Here is a 492-nt window from a genome sequence, read left to right as displayed (position 1 = left end):
CATGTGCATGCCATTGCACTACAAATGGCAAGCTATTTTGTTATGCCAAATGCCCTCTTCTATACAGGATTGACCGATATGGCTAAACAGAATGTGCTATTAGCCAATAGAAGAATATCTCTCTTGGAAAAAGAGCAAGAAAAACAGAGCGGTTTCTTCTTATACACACCTATGGAAGTACAGGAAACTTCTCCTCTGAAAGTGCTCCTCGTCAATATGGTTATAGCGGTACTCATCTTCACTACACTGCTCTCCAAGGAGGTGTTAACTTCGCAGCGCTAGAAGGGCAAAAGACCAGCACATATTTCGGCCTTATCGGAACCTATGGACAACTGTCCTTCATTCCAAAGGATATGCAAGATGTAAGTAAGAACACGGTGGATAAGTGGTCCCTCACAGCTTATGGCAGTATGCAGGATGACAGGGGTTTCTATCTTGATACGTTGTTGTTCTATGGAATCCTAAAAGGAGATATCAACAATGCCATCATTG

1 pseudogene is annotated in these 492 nt (G+C 42.5%); it reads left to right on the top strand.

The annotated features are described in order from the left end of the window. Positions 1-492: pseudogene (locus ACFINZ_RS10310) on the top strand (autotransporter domain-containing protein); the annotation flags it as partial.

It is taken from the genome of Bartonella sp. AA81SXKL (assembly GCF_042196945.1).
Lineage (GTDB): Bacteria > Pseudomonadota > Alphaproteobacteria > Rhizobiales > Rhizobiaceae > Bartonella.
The sequence above is the reverse complement of the archived record's forward strand: the minus strand, read 5'-3'. Positions and strand labels throughout refer to the sequence as shown.